This is a genomic window from Mesorhizobium sp. M7A.F.Ca.AU.002.02.1.1 (assembly GCF_003998535.1).
Classification (GTDB): Bacteria; Pseudomonadota; Alphaproteobacteria; order Rhizobiales; family Rhizobiaceae; genus Mesorhizobium; species Mesorhizobium ciceri.
Map to the genome: position 1 here is coordinate 1 of NZ_RZPB01000552.1, position 4,120 is coordinate 4,120.

A 4,120-nucleotide genomic window follows, 5' to 3' on the forward strand; every position below is an offset into this window, starting at 1 on the left:
GGCCCATATGTCGGTCATTACGGCCAAGGTTGCCGGCGTGCCGCGCATCTTCACGGCTGCGCCGCCCTACGAGGGGCGCCCTGCCGCGGCGATCGTTGCGGCCCAGCACCTGGCAGGCGCGGATGAAATCTACTGCCTCGGCGGTGTTCAGGCGGTAGCCGCCATGGCACTGGGCACACAAAGCATCCAGTCCGTTGCCATGCTGGTCGGTCCAGGCAACGCCTTTGTGGCGGAAGCCAAGCGCCAGCTCTATGGACAAGTCGGCATCGATCTCTTCGCCGGTCCGACGGAAACCCTGGTCATTGCCGATGACAGCGTCGACGCCGAGCTATGCGCGACCGATCTTCTCGGCCAAGCCGAGCATGGTCCCAACTCACCGGCAGTCTTGCTAACCAATTCAGAGGCTCTCGCCAAAGCCACGATCGCAGAGGTCGAAAGGCTGCTGAACATCCTGCCGACTGCCGTCATCGCCCGTCGCGCATGGGAGGATTACGGCCAGGTAATCCTGTGTTCGACAGAGGACGAAATGGTCGGTGAAGCAAACCGCATGGCATCGGAACATGTGCAGGTGATGACTCGCGATCCGGATATCTTCCTCGAGCGGATGACGAACTACGGGGCGCTGTTTCTCGGGCCGCGAACCAACGTCGCCTATGGCGACAAGGTGATTGGAACCAACCACACGCTGCCGACGGCGGGAGCCGCCCGTTACACCGGCGGCCTTTGGGTCGGCAAGTTCCTGAAGACCGTTACCTATCAACGCGTCCTGACCGATGAGGCCTCGGCAATGATCGGAGAATACTGTTCGCGCCTTTGCATACTTGAAGGATTCGCCGGCCATGCCGAGCAGGCAAACGTTCGTGTCCGTCGCTATGGCGGGCGCAACGTCCCCTATGCGGCCGCCGCTGAATAAATCGCGATAAATCGCGGCGACGACTGCGGATGCCGGAAGAGGAGCTGGCATCCAATCTGACACGGGTCGTCCCGAGACGGAGAGGAGACAGACGTGACTGATATGCCGATGGTGGATGCTCACGTCCACTTCTGGAATCCCGAGCAGAACTATTATCCGTGGCTCAACGATCGGCCGCTGATCCCATTCCGCTATGGCGACTACTCCTCGATATGCCGGCCGTATCTGCCGGCCGATTACATGCGGGACGCTGCCGGTCACCACGTTGTCAAGACGGTCTATATCGAAGCCGAGTGGGATCCGAGTGATCCAATCGGCGAGATGGATTATATCGCCTCCCTTCGTCGTGAGACGGGGTGGCCTAACGTCGCTGTCGGCCAGGCATGGCTCGACCGGGACGACCGCGCCCGGGTGCTGGAGCGGCTGGCCGGTTTCGACTTCGTACGCGGCCTGCGTCACAAGCCGAAATCCAATCCCAAGCCCGGCTCAGCCGCTCCAGGCAGCATGGTCGACCCGCATTGGGTCGAAGGTTTCGCCATGCTGTCCAGCTATGGTTTGCGGTTCGATCTGCAGACACCATGGTGGCATCTGCACGAGGCGAGCACGCTCGCCGACCGCTTCCCGCAGACGCAGATCATCCTGCTGCATTCAGGGCTGCCGGCCGATCGCAGTGCCGAGGGGATTGCCGGCTGGAAGGCGGCAATGACCGAATTCGCCAAGCGGCCGAACGTGGCGGTGAAGATCTCCGGCATCGGCCTGCCTGGCCAGCCATGGACGGTCGCCAACAACCGCGACATCGTGAGGTCGATCATCGAGATTTACGGCGTCGAGCGCTGCATGTTCGGGAGCAATTTCCCGGTCGACAGTGTGTGCGGCACGCTCGATAAGATCTTTGGTGGCTACAAGGAGATCACGGCGGATCTCGGACCCGAAGCGCAAAAGCGCCTGTTCCACGACAATGCGGTCCAATTCTATGACATCCGGTAAGCCGCGCCTTGCCTATATCGGCGTCGGCCTGATGGGCGGACCCATGGCCGCGCGCCTTGCAGGGCTTGGCTACAAGCTACGAGTCTTCGACGCCGATGCCGGCCGGCAAGCTGCGGCTATGGCTTCGGGTGCAGTCGGCGCTGCGTCGCCAAAAGACTGTGTCGAGGACGCGGATCTCGTGCTCCTCAACCTGCCGTCGCAGGCGGCAGTCGAAACCGTGGTGTTTGGCCAAGCGGGCCTGTCGGATGCTCTGCTGTCACCGCAGATCGTGGTGGATTTCTCAACCGTGTCGCCGGATTTCTGCCGGTCCATCGGTTGGCGCGTCCAAGCGGCCACGGGATGCGAATGGATCGACGCTCCGGTTTCAGGTGGTCCCTCGGCGGCAGGCGAAGGCACACTGACGATCATGGCCGGCGGCTCGGATTGGGCGATCGCACGCATCCGTTCCTTGATCCAGGACATCGGCCGCCAGTTCACCCATGTCGGACAGACAGGCATGGGTTCGGTTGCCAAGATGATCGCGCAGCTCGTGGTCGGCACGAATTATGCTGTTCTGGCCGAAGCCGTGCGCCTCGCTGAAGCGGCAGGAATGGATGCTGCGCTGCTGCCTGAATGCGTGAAATACGGCCATGCCGACGGCGTTCTGATGCAACAGCTCTATCCACGTATCGCCGCACATGATTTCGCGCCGCGGGCCTATGCGCGTCAGCTGCTGAAAGACCTCGACATGGTGCAGGAGCTCGCCCGTAGTTCGGGCACGGCGACCCCAATGTCCGGCCAAGCCGCCCAGCTCTTTGATCTGCTTATCGCCGCCGGCCACGGCGACATCGACGGCACCGGCATCTACCGCCTCTACGAAGGCGCGCCGTCACATCTTACAGCGATCGGGGAGAGCGCGCGTGCCTAGTAATTCTTACGGATTCATCGGTCTCGGTGCGATGGGCATGCCCATGGTCACCAAGGCTCTGGCAGCCCAGCTCGACGTGCACATTTTCGATACCAACGCTGCGGCCGTCGATGTCCTTGTCGCGCAGGGAGCAAAGCGGCAAGACAGCGCCGCCGCGGTCGCCAATGCGGTCGAGACGGTCTTCGTCAGCCTGCCAAACGCGCCGATCGTCGAGGCCGTCGCGCTGGGTGAGGCCGGCCTTATCCATGGCAAACGCATCAAGCACTATATCGATCTCTCGACCACCGGCCCGACAATGGCGCGCAAGGTCGGTGATGCGATGGCGGAACGCGGCGTATCTGTGCTGGATGCGCCCGTCAGCGGCGGACCAATCGGCGTCCGCAACGAGACGCTGGCGGTCATGGCGTCGGGGTCGGAGCAGACACTGGAACGGGCACGACCGTTCCTGGCGACATTTGCAAAGACTTTTGTCCATCTCGGCCCGGACGTCGGCAAGGCACAGATCCTCAAGCTCGCCAATAATCTTCTCACCGCAACCAACATGGTGATTGTCGGCGAAGCGCTAGCATTCGCCGAAAAGGGCGGTATCGAGCCCGAGGATCTGTTCCGGATCATCAATGCCGGCTCAGGCCGGTCCTGGGTGTCCGAGATCGCCTATCCAAAGCATGTGGTGACACGCCGCTACGACCAGAATTTTCGCACCGAGCTCATGCACAAGGACGTGACGCTTTGCATGCAGGAAGCCGAGCGTATGGGCGTGCCAATGTGGCTCGGGGCCAACGTCCGCCAGTTCTGGCAGTTCGCCATGACGCAAGGCATGGCCGACGCCGATTGCTCGCGCATCGCGGCCCTCATCGAGGGTTGGGCAGGCCTGAATATCGAAGACGCGGCCGAGGCCGCCGAATGAATTCATATGGGGAGGAGTACACCGTGATGCTGAACGACAAGACCGCCATTATCACAGGCGCCGCCTCGCCGCGCGGCATAGGCAAGGCCACGGCCCGGCGGTTTGCCGCGCAGGGCTGCCGCGTGGCGATCTTCGACCTCGACGAAGAGGCCGCCATGAATGCGGCCCGCGACATCGGCTCCGAACACATCGGCGTGGCTTGCGATGTCCGGGATCCTGTTTTTTGTCGCAAGGCAGTTGGTGACGTCATGGCCCGCTTCGGACATGTCGACATCCTGGTCAACAATGCCGGCATCAGCCAACCAGACCGGCTGATGGATATCACCCAGGAGAATTTCGACCTGGTCATCGATTCCAGCCTGCGTGGCAGCCTGAACATGACCCAGGCTACCGTGCCTTCGATGAT

5 protein-coding genes are annotated in these 4,120 nt (G+C 62.2%); all 5 read left to right on the plus strand.

The genetic code is table 11. The annotated features are described in order from the left end of the window. Positions 1–913 (plus strand): histidinol dehydrogenase (gene hisD / locus EN879_RS26480; RefSeq protein ID WP_127274337.1); only part of this gene is annotated, 913 nt, incomplete at its 5' end. A gap of 102 nt (positions 914–1,015) precedes the next feature. Beyond that, on the plus strand, positions 1,016–1,900 hold the full coding sequence (locus EN879_RS26485) for an amidohydrolase family protein (protein WP_063170556.1): 885 nt from the start codon (positions 1,016–1,018) through the stop codon (positions 1,898–1,900). Beyond that, a complete protein-coding gene (locus tag EN879_RS26490) occupies positions 1,887–2,807 on the plus strand; it encodes an NAD(P)-dependent oxidoreductase (RefSeq protein WP_063170557.1) in 921 nt (306 codons plus the stop codon). The genes EN879_RS26485 and EN879_RS26490 overlap by 14 nt, the downstream gene beginning before the upstream one ends. Next, positions 2,800–3,714, plus strand: coding sequence for an NAD(P)-dependent oxidoreductase (locus tag EN879_RS26495; RefSeq protein ID WP_127224576.1), 915 nt, complete (start codon positions 2,800–2,802; stop codon positions 3,712–3,714). Before EN879_RS26490 ends, EN879_RS26495 begins: the two co-directional genes overlap by 8 nt. Then, a partial coding sequence (locus EN879_RS26500) for an SDR family oxidoreductase (protein ID WP_206521008.1) occupies positions 3,711–4,120 on the plus strand: 410 nt, incomplete at its 3' end. The genes EN879_RS26495 and EN879_RS26500, both read left to right, overlap by 4 nt.